This is a genomic window from cyanobacterium endosymbiont of Braarudosphaera bigelowii (genome assembly GCF_020885515.1).
In the GTDB taxonomy this organism is placed as follows: domain Bacteria; phylum Cyanobacteriota; class Cyanobacteriia; order Cyanobacteriales; family Microcystaceae; genus Atelocyanobacterium; species Atelocyanobacterium thalassa_A.
On sequence record NZ_AP024987.1, the window covers coordinates 990,614 to 1,009,325 of the forward strand.

The 18,712-nt window shown below is 31.0% G+C and carries 17 protein-coding genes and 1 tRNA gene; 11 read left to right on the top strand and 7 right to left on the bottom strand.

The features are described from left to right. Positions 1-5: 5 nt before the first annotated feature. From LPC16_RS04145 to LPC16_RS04155, 3 genes are all read left to right on the top strand, one after another. Entirely contained in the window at positions 6-185 is a 180-nt protein-coding gene (locus LPC16_RS04145) for a hypothetical protein (protein WP_229636920.1), read from the top strand. 403 nt (positions 186-588) lie between these two features. Then, a complete protein-coding gene (gene rsmG, locus LPC16_RS04150; RefSeq protein WP_229636921.1) occupies positions 589-1,320 on the top strand; it encodes a 16S rRNA (guanine(527)-N(7))-methyltransferase RsmG in 732 nt (243 codons plus the stop codon). Between the two features lie 470 nt (positions 1,321-1,790). Further along, entirely contained in the window at positions 1,791-3,218 is a 1,428-nt protein-coding gene (locus LPC16_RS04155) for a GAF domain-containing SpoIIE family protein phosphatase (protein WP_407084173.1), read from the top strand. 117 nt (positions 3,219-3,335) lie between these two features. Here LPC16_RS04155 and LPC16_RS04160 read toward each other — a convergent pair. Both LPC16_RS04160 and ruvX read right to left on the bottom strand, forming a co-directional pair. Further along, positions 3,336-3,407 (bottom strand) — tRNA-Gly (locus LPC16_RS04160). Positions 3,408-3,469: 62 nt separating this feature from the next. Next, positions 3,470-3,901, bottom strand: a complete 432-nt coding sequence (ruvX, locus tag LPC16_RS04165; protein WP_229636923.1) for a Holliday junction resolvase RuvX — start codon at positions 3,899-3,901, stop codon at positions 3,470-3,472. A 304-nt stretch (positions 3,902-4,205) separates the two neighbouring features. On the opposite strand from ruvX, the gene LPC16_RS04170 reads away from it, so the two are divergent. Next, entirely contained in the window at positions 4,206-5,285 is a 1,080-nt protein-coding gene (locus tag LPC16_RS04170) for a glycosyltransferase family 4 protein (RefSeq protein WP_229637717.1), read from the top strand. Between the two features lie 297 nt (positions 5,286-5,582). Here LPC16_RS04170 and LPC16_RS04175 read toward each other — a convergent pair whose 3' ends face one another. Further along, on the bottom strand, positions 5,583-6,068 hold the full coding sequence (locus LPC16_RS04175; RefSeq protein WP_040055021.1) for a photosystem I reaction center subunit XI: 486 nt from the start codon (positions 6,066-6,068) through the stop codon (positions 5,583-5,585). A 433-nt stretch (positions 6,069-6,501) separates the two neighbouring features. Between LPC16_RS04175 and LPC16_RS04180 the strand changes: the two genes are divergently transcribed. Beyond that, entirely contained in the window at positions 6,502-6,744 is a 243-nt protein-coding gene (locus LPC16_RS04180) for a HypC/HybG/HupF family hydrogenase formation chaperone (RefSeq protein ID WP_229636924.1), read from the top strand. A gap of 86 nt (positions 6,745-6,830) precedes the next feature. On the opposite strand, the gene LPC16_RS04185 is transcribed toward LPC16_RS04180, so the two are convergent. After that, entirely contained in the window at positions 6,831-8,063 is a 1,233-nt protein-coding gene (locus LPC16_RS04185) for a methionine gamma-lyase family protein (RefSeq protein ID WP_229636925.1), read from the bottom strand. A 215-nt stretch (positions 8,064-8,278) separates the two neighbouring features. Here LPC16_RS04185 and LPC16_RS04190 point away from each other — a divergent pair, with 215 nt between their 5' ends. The 3 genes from LPC16_RS04190 (at position 8,279) to rpsU (ending at position 9,981) form a co-directional block, all read left to right on the top strand. After that, complete coding sequence (locus LPC16_RS04190; RefSeq protein WP_229636926.1) at positions 8,279-9,103, top strand: acyl-CoA desaturase; 825 nt, start codon at positions 8,279-8,281, stop codon at positions 9,101-9,103. A 235-nt stretch (positions 9,104-9,338) separates the two neighbouring features. Beyond that, positions 9,339-9,623 (top strand): RNA-binding regulator, encoded by a 285-nt coding sequence (locus tag LPC16_RS04195; RefSeq protein ID WP_040055025.1) that lies wholly within the window; start codon positions 9,339-9,341, stop codon positions 9,621-9,623. 172 nt (positions 9,624-9,795) lie between these two features. Next, complete coding sequence (gene rpsU, locus LPC16_RS04200) at positions 9,796-9,981, top strand: 30S ribosomal protein S21 (protein ID WP_012953946.1); 186 nt, start codon at positions 9,796-9,798, stop codon at positions 9,979-9,981. Between the two features lie 870 nt (positions 9,982-10,851). Here the strand turns inward: rpsU and LPC16_RS04205 are convergent. Continuing rightward, a complete protein-coding gene (locus tag LPC16_RS04205; RefSeq protein WP_229636927.1) occupies positions 10,852-11,931 on the bottom strand; it encodes a Fe(3+) ABC transporter substrate-binding protein in 1,080 nt (359 codons plus the stop codon). Between the two features lie 698 nt (positions 11,932-12,629). On the opposite strand from LPC16_RS04205, the gene aroB reads away from it, so the two are divergent. The 3 genes from aroB (at position 12,630) to clpX (ending at position 16,030) form a co-directional block, all read left to right on the top strand. Next, the gene (aroB, locus tag LPC16_RS04210) at positions 12,630-13,730 is read left to right on the top strand and encodes a 3-dehydroquinate synthase (protein ID WP_229636928.1); all 1,101 of its coding nucleotides are present in this window, start codon (positions 12,630-12,632) and stop codon (positions 13,728-13,730) included. Between the two features lie 286 nt (positions 13,731-14,016). Then, positions 14,017-14,661 carry an ATP-dependent Clp endopeptidase proteolytic subunit ClpP gene (gene clpP / locus LPC16_RS04215; protein ID WP_040055028.1) on the top strand — a complete coding sequence of 215 codons (645 nt, stop codon included), beginning with the start codon at positions 14,017-14,019 and terminating at the stop codon, positions 14,659-14,661. Positions 14,662-14,713: 52 nt separating this feature from the next. Continuing rightward, complete coding sequence (clpX, locus tag LPC16_RS04220; protein ID WP_229636929.1) at positions 14,714-16,030, top strand: ATP-dependent protease ATP-binding subunit ClpX; 1,317 nt, start codon at positions 14,714-14,716, stop codon at positions 16,028-16,030. A 160-nt stretch (positions 16,031-16,190) separates the two neighbouring features. Here the strand turns inward: clpX and lexA are convergent, their stop codons facing one another. Continuing rightward, positions 16,191-16,793, bottom strand: a complete 603-nt coding sequence (lexA, locus tag LPC16_RS04225) for a transcriptional repressor LexA (protein WP_040055029.1) — start codon at positions 16,791-16,793, stop codon at positions 16,191-16,193. A gap of 193 nt (positions 16,794-16,986) precedes the next feature. Further along, positions 16,987-18,585, bottom strand: coding sequence for a helix-turn-helix domain-containing protein (locus LPC16_RS04230; RefSeq protein ID WP_229636930.1), 1,599 nt, complete (start codon positions 18,583-18,585; stop codon positions 16,987-16,989). Positions 18,586-18,712: the final 127 nt, after the last annotated feature.

Genomic DNA, 18,712 nt, shown 5'->3' on the forward strand with positions numbered 1-18,712 from the left:
GTATTATGGACTACATCCCTTGCATTGGAGGGTTGGCCAACAATTTAACAGTTCTGACTTATAGCCATAGTATGGAAAAACAAGCTAATTTGTTTGGAACAAGACTATTAGCAGCTACTGGATTTGTTGCAGATGAAGTTCATGATTCAATGGTAACAATAAATTTTGAACACAAAAATAATTGACTTACTTGATTATCAATACATACTGAACCTAATAATCGTATAAGATATATCGAAAGAAAAATTGTGTATAAAAGTTCAAACTATTTTGTATATGAAGGGGTAGAAAAGCATAAAAGAATTCGACAAAAGGTAGTTAAACTTTTACAAAATAACACAATAAACAAGTAGATCCTAGAGTTGGGTTGTTTTTAATAATTTATTGTTTTTATATGAGATATATAGAAATTGTTAATCAAATACTCTTAGAGGTTCATGATTTCTATATATAGTTTTTTAGTACATAAGGATATACAAAAAATAAAGTTTAATAGAGTTTATATTACTTTATGATATTTCAGTGTCATTATTCTAGAATAATTAGTCGTACTATTTGCTAAGTATAATCTTCAGAATAGAAACCATTATGAAAAATCAATTACCAATATTTGAAAAAATTTGGGAACAGAAATTAAATTGGAAGCCGACAAAAGAACAATTGGATCAGTGGGAAAAACTGTACCAGGAAATAATATTAATTAATGATAAAGTTAACCTAACCCGTATCGTACAACCTGAAGAATTCTGGGAAAAGCATCTTTGGGATTCTGTTACAGGAATTATTGGATTACAATTTTTTCAATATTCAAAAAAGATAAAAGTTATTGATATTGGTACAGGAGGTGGCTTTCCTGGGCTTCCTATTAATATCATTTTTCCAACATGGAATTTTACTTTTCTCGACTCTAGGCGAAAAAAAATAGAAGTTGTAAATTTTTTACTAAAGACATTAGGATTAAAAGACTCTTGGGCATTGACTGGTAGAGCAGAAAATATTGCTCATAATTCCGATTTTAGGGAAAAATATGATGTAGCTTTGATTCGTGCTGTAGGAAAATCTTCTACTTGTATTGAGTACATTCTACCATTTTTAACTATAGGGGGAATAGGAGTACTATATCGTGGCAACTGGGATATACAAGAGGAGTTGTCATTAAAGGTTACCTTAAAAAAGTTAGGAGGTAAACTAATTTCAGTTAAAGAATTAAAGACTCCTTTGACTGATAGTATTCGTAACTTCGTCTATATACAAAAAATTCAGCCAACTTCTAAGAATTTTCCACGTGATATTGGTATACCTAAACGTAATCCTTTATAGTTTCTAGTGAGTAATTTTAACTTGATTAATAAAAACTCTTTATAATAAATAAATGTTTTAGTAACAATCTCTACTTAATACAGTATACTCATTAAGATAATATAAGTTCCTTGATGTGATTATTTAATTTTAATAGGTAAATAGTCTACTATCGAAATTTATTAAAGAGAATATTTGCTGACAAATTATTAAGAAAAAGGCAATCATTATTAAATGATAGTAATTGTTTGTATTCATAATACATTTTAATAATTTATCTACTTTATAATAGTTTTGTAAACTATTACTTCTAAAAGATATTAGATAGATAAAACTAACTTTCTAAAGCTATTACTAATTAGTAGTAAACTATCTAATCAATTAACTAGTTGCCATATACTGAATAAATTGCACTATACGTCATATTAAAGCAGTAAATTCTTTTAAGAATTCTAATACCTTAGAATAAAAAACTTGATTTTTAGTAATTAATGCCCTCATTAGCTGATACCATAACTATTAAGTCAATCCCCAGCAAATCTTTAAAAAAATACGATTTAATAAGTAGTCTCTCTAGTACGGAGCCTATGTCAATCCTTCTACTTAAAGAAGCTATGACTAATTTATGTCGAGAACAAAACAAAATTCAAAATTTACTTAGTTCTCTGGGATTCGCTCTGAGAAGTTTTAACAATCTTAATCAGTTTTTAGAACTAGCGCCTCTAATGGCAGCAAGAGTGACTGATGCCGAAGGTAGTGCTTTAATATTAGTTAATAGTGATGGATACATATCACTTGAGCAGCTATATTGCCAAGACCGTCAAATGAATCAAGAGATTAGAGAAGCAATCTCCAGTGTTATTAATAAAACAAATAATAGACAAATAAAATCAATTTTGTCACCATCTCTAGATGAAAAAATTTCTAAAGTTTTAGGTAAAAGAATTTGTCTTTATAGTACTCCTATTTTGGTAAAGAATGTAGAGAGAGGACGTACTTATATTTTTAGTAGCAATTCAGAATATTTATGGACCCAAAATAAACGAAAGTTATTACAATTAGTTTCTGACCAAACGTCAGCAGCGATCACGAATGATGAGTTAACTATAGAATTACGTTCTAAAGAAAGACAAGATAGAGAGCTAGAAATTGCGTCGGAAATTCAATTACGTTTATTACCTCGTCAATGTCCCACTATTAAAGGAGTAAATTTAGCAGCTCGTTGTCAGACTGCCAGTCGAGTAGGAGGTGATTATTACGATTTTATTCCTACAAATTATGATCAATTTCTACAAAATAAGGAAATTAAACAAGATGAAAAATTTACCTGTGTACCTTGGAGTATCGTTATAGGGGATGTGATGGGGAAAGGAGTGCCTGCAGGATTAATCATGACTATGACTAGAGGTATGCTGAGAGCAGAAGTTTTACATCGTCATTCTCCTGCACAAATACTTCAACATCTTAATCATTTTATGTATGTTGACTTGGACAATTCTCATCGTTTTGTAACGTTATTTTATTCTGAATACAACCCTAAAACCGGTTGTCTTTCTTATAGTAATGCTGCTCACAATCCTCCCTTGCTCTGGAAGGCCATAACACATAGCATTCAAAAATTAGACACAGAAGGTATGTTAATTGGATTGGATCCTGATTCTCAGTATGAAAATGGTCAAGTACAACTTGCTTCTGGAGATGTAGTTCTCTACTATACTGATGGTTTTACAGATGCTGTTAATAAAAAAGGTCTTCGTTTTGACGAAAAAAACCTTATCAAGGTATTTGAGGAAGGATGCCAACGATATAGAAATTCCCAAGAAATTCTTGATTATGTATTTAATCAGATTGAAAATTTTATCGGTTCAGAGAATGATGACAATGATGATATGACTTTAGTTGTTATGCGGATAAAGTAGGAACAGGTGATTAAGTTTCTATCCTTTATTAAACTGATTCTACTATTAGAATGACTTATTTAATTCAGCAAACAAAAAAAATTGTAACGGCTGATCCCATACAAATCTATTAAAATAAGCGGGTAACGCGATTCGAACGCGCGACATTCACCTTGGCAAGGTGACGCTCTACCACTGAGCTATACCCGCACTTCATATCCCAGATATCACAATAATATAAATTTATAAAAATGTCAACTGTTCGTAGCATTTTAAAAAGTAATATGTCTTTGATCTAACCACCTTTGCAGAATTATTTTGGCAGCATAACTATCTATCAATCCTTTATTGTAACTAGAGTATTTCCTTTGCGCTTTCAACTCTGATTCAGCTTCTAGTGAACTAAATCTTTCATCAATATACTCTATAGCTAAATTTAGAACTGTAGAAATACGATTACCGAATTTCTGTATCTGCTTAGCTTGAGATCCCAGATTACCATCTGCTAGTATAGGTAACCCAATGATTAACTTTGTTACTTCTCTTTCTTTTATAATTTTTTTTATTTGTTCAATATCAGATAAAAATGATTGACGATGAATAGTAATTAATTCTGTAGCTATTAGGCCTGTTCCGTCACATCCTGCTACGCCAATTCTTTTATTACCGACATCTAATCCTAGAACACAAATTTTTTCAGTCACAATGACAATAGACTATACACTTAGAAGATATAATACCATCTCAGATTAATACAGTATTACAAATATTGAATAAGTAACAAGTACTATTAATTTTTATTAATGCAGACAACTGTTTAATAACTTTGTATTAATACTTAAAATCTTATTTTTTCTTAACAGACACATATAGGCGCTCTTAGTAAGCAATAATATATATCCATAATCATACGTCAAAATTAAGATTGCAATTTACAGATTTAGTTACAATAGAGTAGTTTAAGGTAAATATCCTAAATGTACCTAGTAAAAAACCAAACCCATGCTAATGCAAATGGAACTGTATAATCTAATCGCTTTTTCCATCGCGCTTATAGTGGTTTGGTGGGTAACGCCTATTATTAATAAATTTGGACAAAAGAAAGGATTAGTTGATAATCCTCGCAATGATATTAATAATCGTAAAATGCATCAGCGTCCAATGGTACGATTAGGCGGTATCTCAGTCTTTGCTGGAACTATTACGGCCTTACTTTTTGTCTGGATCTTGGGAGGATTTGGATGGTTACCCACTCAAAAAGAATGGGAGATTTGGGGAGTAATTATTGGAGGTATTGCATTTTTCCTGATCGGATTAATTGATGATCTTTATGACCTAAGTCCTTTGCATCGTCTCATTCTACAAATTGCTGTTGCGAGTACAGCTTGGGGAGTCGGCGTCCGCGTTGATTTTTTGTCAGTTCCTTTTGGTAATTTAAGTTTAGTACATATTGGTTGGCTAAGTCTTCCTGTCACTGTAATCTGGCTAGTAGGAATGGCTAATGCTATTAATTGGATTGATGGATTAGATGGATTGGCAGCAGGAGTCTGCGGGATTTCTGCTGTAGTTATGATGGTTCTTACTCTTTTTATGGAACAGCCTTCTGCTGCCATAATATCTGCTGCTTTAGCTGGTTCTGCTTTAGGATTCCTCCGATATAATTTTAACCCTGCAATTATCTTTATGGGAGATGGTGGAGCATATTTTATGGGATTTACCTTAGCAGGAGTAGGAGCTATCGGACTAGTTAAAATAGCAACAATGGCTACTGTAGCAGTTACAGCAGTAGTATTACCTTTTGTAGTTTTAGCTGTTCCAATTCTAGATATGTCAGTTGTTATTATTTCTCGTATTAGCCAAAAAAAATCGCCTTTCATAGCAGATAAACGGCATTTACACCATCGCTTAATTCAAGCAGGAATCTCGCATCGTTTAACTGTACTATTCATGTATACATTAACTTTATGGGTAGGAAGTATTGCATTAGGATTATCTAATATTCCTAGTGGTTGGGGTTTTACTTTGGGCGCAACAATCCTCTTGGGTTATATTAGTTCTAGAGCTTGGAATAGAACTCATAAAAAATAACTAAAATAATTTCATCTTTTGCTTTATTTAATGAATTAGTCTTAAAGCAAACTATTTATAATCCTAAGGTTTTAAATTTACATGTGTCATTAAACCATAGAATTTATAAGGTTTTTAGAGACAGTGCAATAGTTAAACTACCTATTCTTCTTTTATAGGTACTGTAGATTTTTTCGAGTCTTAATAGAAACAATATAAGGTTTATTCTTTAATCCAAAATAAGGTCTACACTAATTGGATAATTAGTGTAGACCTTATTTTGGATGTTAAAAAACCTAAATTGATTTTGTATTATTTTTAGTGTACAGACCAAACACCTTTTACAACTTCTTGTAGAAGTTCTAGGTGAGGTGTTTGACATAGAAGATAAGCGAAAAATCCGCCTCCACAACCGCCAACAAAGAAACCATTAGCAAATTCACTCCAACCTTCAGGAGTGCCTAAGTTCTCGGGAACCTCTGAAGCAGTTATAGTTGCCAAAGGTCTTTTAGAGCTTACTGTAGCATACATAGATAAAGCAATAGTCAAAATGGAAATTAAACCAATAGTAGCTATGACGCCTGTCATAGCAGCTTGCTCTGTACTACGTAGTGGATTCAGGATAACAAACGGTCCATAGAGAAAATAACCGTGAGCCATACCGACTTCCAATCCACGACCGTTTGCAGATAACCCTTTACGGTAAGCAGGTAAATTTCTAATGAAAGCGAGAGTAAATCCTGAAGAATTAAAAGGAGTGGCTAAATTACCATCTTCACAATGTTGAATTACTTCTGTAGTCATATTAATCACTTAGTATAAGTTGTCCAACTTGTCTGCAGTATATTTCACTGTCCCCCCCTTATTAAACTCTTCTAACATAGAATGTTAAGAATCTTTATAATTGACCAATTAAGGGAAACCTGACAGATAAGATTCATGTTATGGCACTCTAGACTACAAAAATAGGAGTATAAAAGAATGTTAGGTACATATGCACTTCCTTATCTGCCCGTGATATTTGTTCCTTTGATGGCTGTTTTAGCATTTACAGTTATGGGTTTATTGTTTATGCATGTTGAATCTGAAGCCTAAATACTTAACCGTTACTTTAAAAAGTCTCTCTATTTATTTAGAGAGACTTTTTAAAGTTAAAAGCTTTCGTAGACTTTTCTCGTATACTATGGAAAATAGACCTAAGGTTTTACAAGCTCAAAATTATTTATTATAAATTCTTATGTGTTTAGCAGTCCCAGGAAAAATAGTTAGTATTAGTGGTGAAGAACCTTTATTAAAAAAAGGAAAAGTTAACTTTAGTGGGATTATTAGAGAGGTTAGCTTAGCTTATGTTCCTAAAGCTAGTGTTGGAGATTATGTTATTGTTCACGTCGGCTTTGCTTTAACTATTTTAGATGAAGAAGCGGCCGAAAAAAGCTTAGCAGAATTCCATGACTTAGAAAAAGCTTTATCCTCGATGTAATAAACTTACAAAGTTATGAATTATTAATGCTAAGAATAATACAAACATTTGTAATACTTGGATAAATAATAATAATTATTTATCAACTATAAACATGGCTTTATTGTCTTAATTATCTCTTCTAAGACTAAGGAAACATGTGTCCAATGGGTACCACCTTGACAAAAAATAATATATGGTTCCTTTAATGGACCATCTGCTGATAATTCAGAAGTGCTACCATCTATAAAAGTCCCTCCGGCCATTATTAACTGATCCTCATAACCAGACATTTGAGAAGGAATTGGATCTAAATAAGAGCCTACTGGAGAATAAGACTGCATTATACGACAAAAAGCTATTAATTTTTCAATAGAGCCTAGTTTAATAGCTTGTATAGTATCCCTTCGAGGAGACATGGGTAAGGGATTTACCTCATATCCGAGCTTGTTAAAAATATAAGCCAATAGATGACTTCCTTTAATCGACTCTCCAACCATTTGTGGAGCTAGAAATAAACCTTGGAACAATAGTCTATTTTGGTTTAAAGTTGTTCCTCCCGTACTTCCGATACCTGGAGAAGTTAACCGACAAGCAGCCATCTCGACAAATTTTTTACTTCCCGCAACATAACCCCCACTATTAACAATGGTTCCCCCTAAATTTTTAATTAAGGAACCAGCCATTAAATCAACGCCAACCTCAGTCGGTTCTAATGTTTCTGCAAATTCGCCGTAACAATTATCTACAAAACATATTACATGAGGATTTTGACTTTTAATAATTTGAACAATTTTTTTAATATCTGATACAGATAAACTTGAACGCCAGGAATATCCACAAGAACGTTGAATAAAAACTAATTTAGTAGACGTTGTAATTGCTGTTCTTAGAGAATCCCAATTAACTGTCCCTTTATTGGTTAGTTCTAGTTGACGATAACTAATATTAAAATCTTTTAAAGAACCTTGATGATTTCCTCTTAGTCCGATCACCTCTTCTAGAGTGTCATATGGTTTACCAGTGATCGATAACATTTCGTCTCCTGGACGAAGTACTCCGAACAATGCAGAAGCAATTGCATGTGTTCCTGATACAAACTGTATACGAACAATTGCTGCCTCAGCCCCAAGTATCTGAGCAATGACCTTATCTAACACTTCTCTGCCAGAATCATTATGTCCATATCCTGAAACACTTGAAAAATGATGAGTTCCTAAGTGATGATCATGAAAAGAATTCAAAGTTTTTTTGAGATTGTATTTAACTTTCTGATCAATATCTCTAAAAACTGGTGATAGAGCAATCTCTGCTTCTTGTATAAGTTTCGAATTGTTCAAATTATAACTCCAAGCAAAATATTCATGATGCTTACTATCCTGAAAATAATCAAGTAATTTAATCTTAATCTATTTCAGGTTAAATAAAGTATCTTAAATATCTAATTTAAATATAATGCTTTATATGTAAATATAATATTGATTCTTCATGAGATTGCCAAACTAAATTAATATCATTGTCAAGTATTATTAATCATATTCAATTAGGTTTTTACATGATTGTTGCCACATCGCAAAAACTTCCTCGTGACTGGACAATTATTGTTTATATGACTTTAATTCATTGTTTAGCACTGTTTGCCTTACTACCAAGTAACTTTAGTTGGGGAGCTATTAGCATAGCTGTTCTCTTTTACTGGATTACAGGAGCCTTGGGTATAACATTAGGTTTCCATAGATTAATTTCTCATCGCAGTTTTGAGGTTCCTAAATGGTTAGAATATTTCTTAGTCTTTTGTGGAACACTGGCTTGTCAAGGTGGTGTTATTCAGTGGGTTGGTTTGCATCGTATTCATCATAAATACTCTGATAAAAAACTAGATCCTCATAATTCTAAACATGGATTTTGGTGGAGTCATATGGGATGGATAATGCATAAAATTCCTTCAGAAAGAAGTATTCCTCTTTATACTCAGGATATTGGTCAAGATTATTTTTATAAATTTTGTCAGATTTTTATGATTCCTATTCAACTTCTTCTTGGAGTGTTTTTTTATTATTTAGGAGGGAAGCCCTTTGTTATATGGGGTATATTTGTTCGCTTAGTAGCTGTTTTTCATTTTACTTGGTTTGTAAATAGTGCTACTCATAGGTTTGGATATCAAAGCTATAAATCTCATGATAATTCTCGTAATTGTTGGTGGGTAGCATTGTTGACTTTTGGAGAAGGTTGGCATAACAACCATCATGCTTATCAATATTCTGCTCGCCATGGAATAGATTGGTGGGAAGTTGATGTTACTTGGATAACTATTCAACTTCTTCAATTTTTAAGATTAGCCAAAAATGTAAAACTAGCTCCTAAAATTAAAAATACGTAGCATACTATTTTATAATAGTAAGATCTTATTTTTCTCTCAAAAGTTAATATTAGAGCCCAAAATAGCCTACCTCAAATAATTTAATTCCAATAGGATATTATATTACTAACAACAAAATTAGAAACTATGCTAGTATTAACAAACGAGAATTATTTTATTAAATTATTTTATCGATGGTCATTCGAGAACAGTAGATTAATTTAATTCTATATATATTAATTTTAGAACATTTTTTATGTCAATTTACGTTGGTAACCTATCTTACGAGGTAGCACAAGATGACCTCGAACAAGTTTTTGCAGAATACGGTACTGTTAAAAGGGCCCAGCTACCTTTAGATAGGGAAACTGGAAGACCTAGAGGATTTGGCTTTGTCGAAATGGAATCAGAAGATGAAGAAACCGCTGCTATTGATGCACTAAATGGTGTTGAATGGATGGGTCGGTCGATGAAAGTAAATAAGGCTAGACCTAAAGAAGATAAAAGATCTTTTAACAAGGGAAATAATCGCTCTTACTAGTTATTAGCTTTAAAGATCAAAACTATAATAAATATTAATTTTTTTTTAATAGAATGGTTCGAAGCTGAAATTATTTATTAATAAAAGTTGTTTATTAGTAGTAGTTAATAGTTAGATCATTCTCGACTTAATTTCATTAGTACATAGACAATTTCAGGAGGTAAAATCCAAAATGACCCAAATTATTCGTGGAGAGAATGAGGGTATTGAATCAGCTTTGCGCCGTTTCAAAAGACAAGTTAGTAAAGCTGGTATTTTTTATGATATGAAAAAAAATCGCCATTTCGAAACTCCAATTGAAAAGCGTAAACGTAAGGCTCTAGCTAAGCAAAGACAACGCAAAAGAAGTTATCGCTAAGAAATAAATTTATCTAAACAGTATAAGCTGAATAAAGCTTATACTGTTTTTGTTTAGTTTCTAAGTAAAAAAGTTATCATTGAAAAATAGAGAAATGACATTTAATATTATTTATCTTAATTAAGAGTTATATAACTTTAAATTAAGTAAATAATAGGTTCTAAAATTATTAAATATTAGTTACGGTTATTCTTTTAAACAATATTCTTAAGATTTTAAAAAATCACAAAAAATACGACTCTTATAACTATTATCCTTATCAGTATTTGTTTTAGATCAAATTCTATTTAATAAAGTAAGAGATTTTCTTTGCCTTATTATTGATAATACGTATTTATGATTGGAAAATAGAAATAATATCCACTAGACTAAATATTATTCCTATTTTCGTAAGAAAGCGAGTATGGCTATGACTGATATTATCTTTTAGTAATTTAATTAATGTAAAATATTTCTAAAATAATCGATTTACGAGAGCCGATAAGCTTACGAAAGTATCTTTATCATACTCATCAGTATCAAATATAGAAAATATTTTAGTAAGAATAAAAAGTTACTTGTCTTAATTTATACTGTTTATTTTAGATATTTTCTTATTTTTTAATCATAACTAAACCTCTACTCTATAAAAATAAAGATAACCAGTATTCATAAATGATTATGAAGCATAAATTTTAAGGGAAAAAGTTTTACGATCATATAAAAAATAGATTCCATGCTTCATAAAATGATGATAACAAGTCTTACAATTAATATTGTCTCAATTAAGATTATTAGTAATCATAGTAATTCAAATAATTTAATAACGTTAAACATATATAATTGACAAATTATTCTATTACTAATACTTACGTTAATTTCTATAAGTCACTACTTCCATCCTGCACGATTCATAACTTTAACAGCAGTGGATAAGTTTTCGCCAAAAGAAGCAATATTAGTATCATCAGCTTTAAATGTTCCAAAGCTTTTTAAAACGGGATCGAGCATCGCACCTTCTACAACAGGATATTCATCATTTCCTCTTGCAAAAAATTCTTGAGCTTTATTGCTGGTCAAATATTCTAAAAACTTAATAGCATTAGCTTGATTAGGTGAATTTCTTACAACTCCGGCTCCGCTAATATTTACGTGTGCGCCTCTTCCTTCTTGGTTTGGAAAAAAGACTCCAATTTTCTTAATTACTTCCTTATCTATTGGGTCATCAGACTTTGCAAAACGTGCCATATAGTATGTATTTGCTAGAGTAATATCACCTACACCTGCAGCTACGTCTCTAATTTGTCCAGTATCATTACTCTGGGGAGAACGAGCAAAATTAGCGACAAAGCCTCTTACCCATTCCTCTGTGGCCTCTTCTCCATTGGCTTCAATTAAAGAAGCGACCAAAGATTGATTATAAATATTACTAGATGGACGAATAATTATTCTACCCTTCCATTTTGTATCAGCCAAAGATTCATATGTTGAAAGCTCCTCAGGTTTAACTTTACTTTTGTTATAAACAATTACACGTGATCTTTTTGTAAAGCCAAACCAGTATCCATCTTTATCTCGCAACGGGGCAGGTATCCTTTCCTCTAATACAGGGGAACTAACAGGCGTAAAAATATTTGTTTTTTGAGCACGCCATAACCTTCCCACATCTACTGTCATAAAAACATCTGCTTTTGTGTTTTCTCCCTCACTTTTAATTCTTTCAATTAGTTCATCAGCACTTCCCTCAACTAAATTAACTTCAATTCCTGTCTCTTTTGTAAAACCTTCATATAATTCCGTATCAGTATTGTAGTGACGAGAAGAATATAAATTAACTTCTTCTAAATTTTTATCGTCTATGTTTTTACTGACTTTGCTCGTATCTGAACAACTAGTAATTATTTGCATCGCACTAATGACTATTAGTGTTGTCAATCCACTTAAGAATAATCGTCTTGAAAACTTAATCATGGTAGATAAATTCTACATATATTTTTGATGTTCAATCCGGATATTGTAACACTATTGAGAAATATTATTAATAGTTATTATAAATTTATATAATTTTAATTATCTTTAATGAAGGTGAATTATTTCAAGAAAATTATTAGCAAATATTTTTCTTTTAAAGATCTTAATATTATACTTTGTAAAACAGTTTAAAAAAATCAACTAAAGTCTATCTAATTTTCAATTAAATACTATACATTAATTCTATATTTTCTCTAAAATTACTGTTTATTTCTTATTAATTAAAAAATTAATCAAAAATATTTACCTTTATGAAAAACTTAAAAAACTTCGAATGACTCAATTGCTTTGTTTATTCAGAATCAAATTTATTAAAACAGGATATATGTGAAAAATAATACTTTGTAAAACATTAGTGAATGTTTATTACTAACAACTCTCTTATATCAACAATTAAATTTCTATAGATAAAGTTTAAGTAAAAATATTTTGCTGTTATTATCATATAATTTATAATTAATAGTATTATAATTTCAAAGATAAATCTTGTTGATGATAATTCAAAACTTTTGTTTTAGCTGTTGTGTTATCAAAAGTTTTAAATTTTTATATTCTAGAGTAAAGAACCAAAGTGTTGAATATTTATCTTGCTCAAATGTTCAACTTATTTATATAGATTTAGCCATAACCTATTAGTCATGTCTCCTCTTATTTCAGTTAATTTATCTGTCTCAACTTATAACGTAGTAATTTCTCCTAATATTTTGACTAGTATAGGAAAATATCTAAAATTGTTAAATATTAGTAGAAAAATTCTTATTATTTCCAGTCCAGTAATTTTTGCTAATTACGGTCAAATTATTATTTCCTCATTGAAAAGAGAAAATTTTAAAGTTTTTTTTTACTTAATTCCTTCAGGAGAATGTAATAAGACACTAGACTACATTAATAAGATTTATACTAGTGTTTTAAACTATAAGCTAGAACGCTCATCAACACTACTTGCACTAGGTGGTGGGATGATTGGGGATATGACAGGTTATGTAGCAGCAACTTGGCTTAGGGGAATTAATTTTGTACAAGTTCCAACTTCATTATTAGCTATGGTAGATGCATCTATCGGTGGAAAGACAGGAGTTAATTATTCTCAAAGAAAGAATTTAGTTGGCTCTTTTTATCATCCTCATCTAGTATTTATTGATCCCGTAGTATTAAGAACTTTGCCGATAAGAGAATTAAGAGCAGGAATGGCAGAAATAGTTAAATATGGTTTAATTTGGAATAGGGAACTATTTATTCAGCTAGAATATGCAGACACTTTAAATGACTTAAATACTTGTGATTTAGAAACACTTCAAAAAGTAATTGTTAAATCTTGTTTAACTAAAATTAATATAGTCAATCAAGATGAGAACGAACAAGGAATAAGAACAATTTTAAATTATGGTCATACGATAGGTCATGCAATAGAAAGTCTAAGCAAATATAATACTGTTAACCATGGGGAAGCTGTTTCTATAGGTATGATAGCAGCAGGAAGGATAGCTTCATTTTTAGGGATATGGAGAGACGATTTACGATTACGTCAAGAAAAACTACTTCAGAAGATGTCATTACCAACGAAAATACCTGATTCATTGAAAATAAAGGATATTCTAGAAAGTCTAACATTAGACAAGAAAGTTAAATCTGAGAAGGTTAGATTTATCTTACCTAAAAATATAGGGGAAGTTAAGGTTTACGATAATATTCCATCAGAAACAATTATTAATGCTCTTAAATCTATGTATACATTTTAAATGTATACTATAGATTTAAGAAGTTAATTCAATTAATTTCTAATTATTAATAATATAAAAATTAAGTTAAAAAATATCTCATTATTTTTTACTTTTCTAAGATTAGAATATATTTATATTTTACAAGAGTTATTAACCAAAAGAGAGTAAAATCTTAAGATAGGACATATAATAAAGTTAGGCTTCATTGATTATCTTCTGATCAATTATTTTTAGAAGCTAAATAGAGAAATGACTTGATAGCATATATTTCCTAAATACATTTTTGACCATAATATTAAAGACTATGATTCAACCGCAAGTATCAAACCATAATATTTTCAGCAAAAATTTTCATAAATATTACGCAAAGATGGAAAATATAGTCCCTATGGTCGTGGAGCAGTCTGGTATGGGGGAAAGAGCTTTTGATATTTACTCAAGACTTCTGCGAGAACGTATTATATTCTTAGGGACTCCTGTAGATGATCAAATAGCCAATTCTATTGTTGCACAGCTCTTATTTTTAGATTCAGAAGATCCCGAAAAAGATATTCAACTTTATATCAACTCTCCAGGTGGTTCAGTATATGCAGGATTGGCTATATATGACACCATGAAACAAATTCGTCCTGATATCGTTACTATTTGTTTTGGCTTAGCCGCTAGTATGGGGGCCTTTTTATTGTCAGGAGGAACAAAGGGTAAACGTATGGCTCTACCCAGTTCTCGTATAATGATACATCAACCTCTTGGTGGAGCACAGGGGCAAGCTGTTGATATTGCAATTCAAGCCCAAGAAATCTTGTATATCAAGAAAAGGCTTAATAATATGCTAGCTGAACATACCGGTAAACCTTTCGATACAATAGCTGAAGATACAGAAAGAGACTTTTTTATGTCATCAAAAGAAGCAGTAGAATATGGTTTGATTGATAAAGTAATTTCTTAGATTAGACGTTTGATCTGTTTTTTTGCAGTATTATTTACTAATTCAATATCCTATGTCTAAATATGACTCCCACTTAAAGTGTTCATTTTGTGGAAAATCTCAGGAACAAGTACGCAAACTTATTGCAGGGCCGGGAGTTTACATTTGCAATGAATGTGTAGAGCTCTGCAATGAAATTTTGGATGAGGAACCTATAGGTCAATCTGATACTAAATCGGCAGTTTCATCACAGCAGAAAAGAACTTATGATGAACAGCATTCTGGAAAAAGAAGTTCATCATTCAAAAATATTTTAAAACCTATGGAGGTTAAAAGTTATCTCGATGAATATGTTATTGGACAAGATGAGGCTAAGAAAGTTCTTTCAGTTGCCGTATACAATCACTATAAACGTTTAAATTTTCTTCAAGAAAAAGATAAACAAGTTGAAGATGATATTATTGAGTTACAAAAATCTAATATATTACTAATAGGTCCAACGGGATCGGGTAAAACTTTACTTGCTCAAACATTAGCAAAAATCTTAGAAGTCCCTTTCGCTATTGCTGATGCAACTAGCCTAACAGAGGCAGGTTATGTTGGAGAAGATGTGGAAAATATTTTACTGCGATTATTACAGGTTGCTGATCTTGATATAAATAAAGCCCAAAGAGGGATAATCTACATAGATGAAATTGATAAAATTGCATGTAAAAGTGAAAATCTTTCTATTACACGCGATGTTTCTGGGGAAGGTGTTCAACAAGCTTTACTAAAAATGCTAGAAGGTACAGTTGCGAATGTACCACCTAATGGTGGCAGAAAACACCCATACCAGGATTATATTCAAATTGATACTAAAAATATTTTATTTATTTGTGGTGGTGCGTTTGTTAGCTTAAGTGGAATTATTGAGAGAAGAATGAATAAAAAATCACTCGGATTTATTCACTCAAAAGACTCACCCCTCAATCAAGAAATAACAAACTTAATGGACCAAGTCGAACCAGATGACTTGACAAAATTCGGTATGATACCAGAATTTGTAGGTAGACTTCCAATTGTAGCAGCTCTTAATACATTGACTGAAGAAACCCTCTCTACTATTTTAACTAAGCCAAGAAATGCCCTAGTTAAGCAATATCAAAAATTACTGAATATGGACAATATAAGGTTAGAATTTAGCGAAGAGGCAATTAAAGAGATCGCACAAGAAGCCTATAGAAGAAGTACAGGGGCAAGAGCATTACGTAGTATACTTGAAGAGTTGATGTTAGATATTATGTATGAGCTACCATCACATAAAGATATAGAGAAATTTATAATTACAAAAGAAATGGTACAAAAAAGATCAACTGCAGAATTATTGATACACTCTCCCTCACCATAAATTATGAATCAAATTAATTAATAAATGTTGAAAGATAAAATTTTAATTGAAAAATTAAGTATTAATCTACTAGACAAGTAATAATATATTTTCTTAAAATTAATTTTTGAATTAAGATCTTCTCGAATAAACTAAAAAGATTATTAACTTCTAACCTTTATTAGAGCTTTTTCCAGATACCTATTAATACTCCTTCAATTTTCAACTGATTTGGCTCTATCTTCAAAAGCTGATAATCTGAATTTATAGATTTTAACATAGCCATATTACCCCATCTACTATATCGTTTTAAAATTATTTCATGCTTTTCTATTTTAGCTGCTATAACTTGATCCTTTTTTAAAATTTCATTTTCTTCAAAAGGACGCATAATAGCTATATCATTAGCTATTATCGAATCATTGTTTGTGATTTTATCTGATACAACTAGTCCCCAAGCATTTTCAACATATGATAAATAGCAAAAATCTACTCGATACTTTATACCATCGAATAATTTTATAATTCCATCTGCCTCAATCGTACCTATGATGGGAATACCTTTTGGCTCAGAATTTAAGATTCTAATAGTGCGAGCTTTTCCTTCAGTCCAAGTAATATAACCCTTATTCCTTAGACGTTCCAATCGACTTTGAACCGGGGCTGGTGATCGAAGATTCATAGCTATCATCATTTGACGAATAGAAGGAGCATATTGATTCTCATTAATGTACTGAACTAGCCAATCGTATAATTCTTGCTGAGCAGAAGTTAAAAGTTCCATGGGCTCTAACTAATCTTAGAACATATATACTATTATGGATCACTAAAGATGCATAACACAATAATTTTTAATAACTCTTTATTTAGATACTTTAAAGATAATGTTAAAAACAGATATTCTGAATATTAATCTGCTTTTTATGTGCCACATGATATCTTGTGATTGTATTGCAATGGATTAAGTAATAAAATTATCATAACTCTAAAACACTTTGAAGATTTTCACGATCTTCAGCTTTGGCAGAACAACGTCCGTTTTCTAAGTCTCTAACCCAACTTTGACTCTTACCTATTTGTTTAGCTAATGCTCTTTGGCTTAATCCTTTACTTTTTCTTGCATGTAAAATCTTTTCTGCAGATAATTGAGAAGGTTTCTTTACACGGTTTTTTTGACTATTTTTCTGTTGTTTTTTTCGTTCAAACTTTATCAATTCTTCTTCCCATTCTTGCGGAAGCTCAAAGTTCAAGATTCTTGCTTTCATAAGCCAATTCCATTTTCCTCTTGGCCCAGAATCTGTCAAGCGATGTTCTTGAGAACCATCATTAATCCAAAAATTTAATGCTTCTTCGGCATCATCTGGTAGCTTTAATACTCTAACCCACAAAGGTTGTATATTCTCTGGATAAGAAATAGGATCAAAAACTGCTTTAACTCCATAATGATTAAGAACTTCTAAATCACCTTCAAAGGTTCTTAATATTTTTTTTCTTTGATTCCGTTTAATATCTGCTTGAGTAACTCTATCTTGACCATAAGCAACTTTCATCAAAGTAGGAACAGTAACACATTGTTTTCTACCCATTTTACTCTTGAAAAGTAGCCACAATAAGATCCTTACTGCTCCAGGGTGTTGTTGCCAAATACTCATGACAGTACTTAATATGAACTGAGGTAAAGAACCATACTGGTAAAATGCGATTCTGTTACTATAACCTTGTTTATTTAAAAAATATTTTGACCATATCCCAGCTTTTAGTGTAAATGTCAAACCAATTAGATGCTGGCAACCAAAATCATCTTCATGAAAATAATGTTGAATATCTAATAAATGCCATAGGGGTCCTTCTGGTATTGTAAAGCTTTTAACTTTTCCCTGTTGTGGCCAGTTAATAATTGCTAACAGTTGACAAGTTTGTTGTAGTAATAATTTAATTAAAGTTAATTTTGTTGTTTTGTTAATATCTTTACGTTTATCTAACCCTAGATATTGTTCGATTTGCTGGTCATTTATTACGAATTTTTGTTCCCAAGGTTTTTCTAAAGTAGTTGCATAAGCAGAAAATAAAAGATGTAAGCAAGCGGATCTAATATCTATTAAATCTAGCTTATTTGAGTCGGTCAAATACCTCACCAAACCAGAAGGTCGAGAATCTAAGACATTGTTTAACCGGAACAATATTGTTCCTTCTCCTTGTTTAACAAAACGTTTATAGTAAAGATTCCCTTCTATATCTTTCTCCCAGTTCAAAACTGGGGCTTGAGTTAAGACATTACAAGCTTCCCAAATTATCATAGATGAAGCAAAAGGAGTATTTTTTCTATTAACAAATAGCTCAGGAGATGTAATATCTCTAGTTATATTTTTATATCTACCTTTTTTCGAATGAATAGGGATTGGACTACTGATAGGACATTGAACAATACATTGAGGTTCAGTATAGTAACCTCGACAATTATTACATAGCTTTTGATCAATCCAGTAACTGCCATTATTTAATTGAATGGCATTAGTAGGACAATCAACTCGACAACTATCACAGCTAGAACAACTTTTAGAAATTGTATAAGGCATAGTTTTGTGAAGAGTAATGAATTGAGTTAAGGTGATTATTGTAGTTACTACACTTTATATAAGATTATTTATACAGTAAACTATTTATAAATAATCTTATTTCTTATCCTTCATTTTAAAGTCTTTA

Bases quoted from the DNA above. Each gene is read 5' to 3' on its own strand.
- rpsU (WP_012953946.1), top strand. From the start codon at position 9,796: ATGACCCAAATTATTCGTGGAGAGAATGAGGGTATTGAATCAGCTTTG.
- LPC16_RS04170 (WP_229637717.1), top strand. From the start codon at position 4,206: ATGCAAATGGAACTGTATAATCTAATCGCTTTTTCCATCGCGCTTATA.
- aroB (WP_229636928.1), top strand. From the start codon at position 12,630: ATGTCTCCTCTTATTTCAGTTAATTTATCTGTCTCAACTTATAACGTA.
- lexA (WP_040055029.1), bottom strand. From the start codon at position 16,793: ATGGAACTTTTAACTTCTGCTCAGCAAGAATTATACGATTGGCTAGTT.
- LPC16_RS04180 (WP_229636924.1), top strand. From the start codon at position 6,502: ATGTGTTTAGCAGTCCCAGGAAAAATAGTTAGTATTAGTGGTGAAGAA.
- rsmG (WP_229636921.1), top strand. From the start codon at position 589: ATGAAAAATCAATTACCAATATTTGAAAAAATTTGGGAACAGAAATTA.
- LPC16_RS04155 (WP_407084173.1), top strand. From the start codon at position 1,791: ATGCCCTCATTAGCTGATACCATAACTATTAAGTCAATCCCCAGCAAA.
- LPC16_RS04175 (WP_040055021.1), bottom strand. From the start codon at position 6,068: ATGACTACAGAAGTAATTCAACATTGTGAAGATGGTAATTTAGCCACT.
- LPC16_RS04205 (WP_229636927.1), bottom strand. From the start codon at position 11,931: ATGATTAAGTTTTCAAGACGATTATTCTTAAGTGGATTGACAACACTA.
- clpX (WP_229636929.1), top strand. From the start codon at position 14,714: ATGTCTAAATATGACTCCCACTTAAAGTGTTCATTTTGTGGAAAATCT.
- LPC16_RS04145 (WP_229636920.1), top strand. From the start codon at position 6: ATGGACTACATCCCTTGCATTGGAGGGTTGGCCAACAATTTAACAGTT.
- clpP (WP_040055028.1), top strand. From the start codon at position 14,017: ATGATTCAACCGCAAGTATCAAACCATAATATTTTCAGCAAAAATTTT.
- LPC16_RS04190 (WP_229636926.1), top strand. From the start codon at position 8,279: ATGATTGTTGCCACATCGCAAAAACTTCCTCGTGACTGGACAATTATT.
- LPC16_RS04195 (WP_040055025.1), top strand. From the start codon at position 9,339: ATGTCAATTTACGTTGGTAACCTATCTTACGAGGTAGCACAAGATGAC.
- LPC16_RS04230 (WP_229636930.1), bottom strand. From the start codon at position 18,585: ATGCCTTATACAATTTCTAAAAGTTGTTCTAGCTGTGATAGTTGTCGA.